Genomic DNA, 2,494 nt, shown 5'->3' with positions numbered 1-2,494 from the left:
GGGAGAAGGTGGAGGATCAACAAGAGCAGAGAACGTAGAAGAAGGAGAGTCAGATATCAACGACGTAGAAAATGGATCGGGGGGAGAAGATGGAGGATCAACAAGAGCAGAGGACGTAGAAGAAGGAGAGTCAGATGTCAACGACGTAGAAAGTGGATCGGGGGGAGAAGGTGGAGGATCAACAAGAGCAGAGAACGTAGAAGAAGGAGAGTCAGATATCAACGACGTAGAAAATGGATTGGGGGGCGGAGGATCAACAGGACCAGAGGACGTAGAAGGAGGAGAGTCAGATATCAACGACGTAGAAAGTGAATTGGGAGGAGAAGATGGAGGATTAACAGGATGAGATAATGAAAACGAAGAAGGTTTACCAAATGGACCATTATAAGAACCTATTCTAGAAGAAATATAAACCCCTTCGAGTCGGAAATCCCAAAAATCCCCCTCACCTTCCACTAATCTTTGCTTAGCATTCGCTTCTCCAAAAGGCGAGCCCGGCCCATAACCACGAATACGATATTGATAAGGAAAACCTTTCACCGTAGTATAACCATTATAACCATTGGCGAGTCGAAAAGAACCTGCCCGCGCTGTTCCTGCAACTTGAACGATTGAAATGCTTTGATCTCTTCCCTCATAGATTTCTTTACTTGAATATTTTGGAAAATTTTGCATATGAATAAATGTCGTTCCAGAAACATCCCCATAGATCAATATGCGATCCGTCTTTTGGGGATCAAACAAACCCTCATCATTCAAAAATGTATTCAACCTAATCTGAGCGTTTCCCTCAGCACTATAGACTTTTTTATCTTTTGATGCGAGAATTTTATCTCCTGCATCTATATCTGCTTTTTTTCCAATGCGTAGCGTTTGATAACCACTATCTTCATCAAAGATCAATGTGCTATTGGAAAGACTTAGAGAAGAAAGCGATGAAACAGATTCCTGTAAACCATTGTATTTACTTTTAGTAAGATACCATTTTGAATAACGAATTAACTCTAAATCAATAACCGATCTATCTTCAACACGCGTACCTCCTGTAAGAGAGGAAGCGTTTGCTTTCACCAATAGAGAAGCATTATTTTCAGCTTTTAGCAACACATCACCAGAGATTTTTGTTTCATCCGATAATTCAAGAGTGCCTTTTACTTCATAGTCTTTATTCCCCTTCGCATAAATCGCAATCCCGTCTGGAACTGTCATATTTGTCTCTGATAAATAAACAAATGCCCTCCCCGTGATAACTTTTTTGGTTTCTAAAATTTTTTCATCATCTCGTTGCCTCAACATTTTAGCAATCTCTTCTGGAGCTAAAACATTAAAGCACAGTCCATATACTCCCTCACCCTGAACAGAAATATTGTTTTTTTCTATCTTAATATTTGTATTCTTAAAGCCATCTGGTGAAATATATTTTTGAATTAACTTACCATTATCATTTACATAACCTGAAAAGTTTTTCATCAAAAATGCATGCATATGGTTCAGCTGAATAAAATTGTTTTTCAAATGAACGTCACCACCTTGAAAAACCTCAAAAGCTTCTGGCAATACCCCCATAGCTCCATCACCATCTGTTAAAGTTTCCTCCCTCCTTCCTTGCCCCGTAATCCCCATAGTATCAAGAATATAGTGCCCCCCAAATCGAGTTGAAAATGAGCCAATCTGGTTAAAATTAACGGTACCGTCTGTCATTTTAACCATTGCATCAAAACCACTCATAATACCGATCCCTTTTACATTCAAATTATCTGGCTCAATATTGATATTCACACTCACTAAAGCAATATCCGTTCCTCTCCCCCATGCATAAATAGCATGTGAAGTCCCCTTAATTTCCCCTACTGTCATGCTAATAACGGCATTTTGAGCACGAAGAGCAGGTATATTCTTAAAATCTGAAGCTATTAAATTAATTTTTCCACCATTTCTTACATACGCCCCATACGCAGATATTTTATCTGGATCATCGCCAAAAACTGTTATCTGAGAGGCATTAACAATAGTGCCTGCTTTTTCTACATATATAGCTGCAATAGGTGCAGTCTCCTGAGAATTTTTTAAGTAATAGATTTTATCTGCGAGAAAGTGTGTTTTTCTATCATCGCATTTATAAAATGCCCCTCCTGCATCACTTGAAGATCCTGCAGCATTAACATACGTAACCTGCAAAAAATAAAGAATAGCTGTTGTAACGTTGCATAAAAATACATATTTATGAAATACATAAATCATAACTCTTGCCGCCTCCTATTCCCCTACTTCTATTCATTGAAGAATAATATCTATATTAAGCTAATAAATTTCTCAAAATACAATAAATATAAAATGAAATATTTAATTTAATACTTAATACAATACTATATACTTATATATAAGTTACTATATAGTTTATGTATCGCTAAAAAAGGTGGCGCAATCCAGCAGAGAAACTCGTTCCAGAAAAACCAATTTTCTTAAATCTATGCTGATAAGTGACATCTCCACG

Annotated in this window: 1 protein-coding gene; it reads right to left on the bottom strand. The window is 37.3% G+C overall.

What is annotated here, in order from left to right; translation table 11 throughout:
* Positions 1 to 2,241, bottom strand: a 2,241-nt coding sequence (locus tag ACFIN0_RS09475; protein WP_375702420.1) for an autotransporter outer membrane beta-barrel domain-containing protein, incomplete at its 3' end; no start/stop codon positions are given.
* Positions 2,242 to 2,494: the final 253 nt, after the last annotated feature.

This window comes from Bartonella sp. AA89HNZF, assembly GCF_042196905.1.
GTDB lineage: Bacteria > Pseudomonadota > Alphaproteobacteria > Rhizobiales > Rhizobiaceae > Bartonella.
This window is presented reverse-complemented; position numbering and strand designations above follow the sequence as displayed.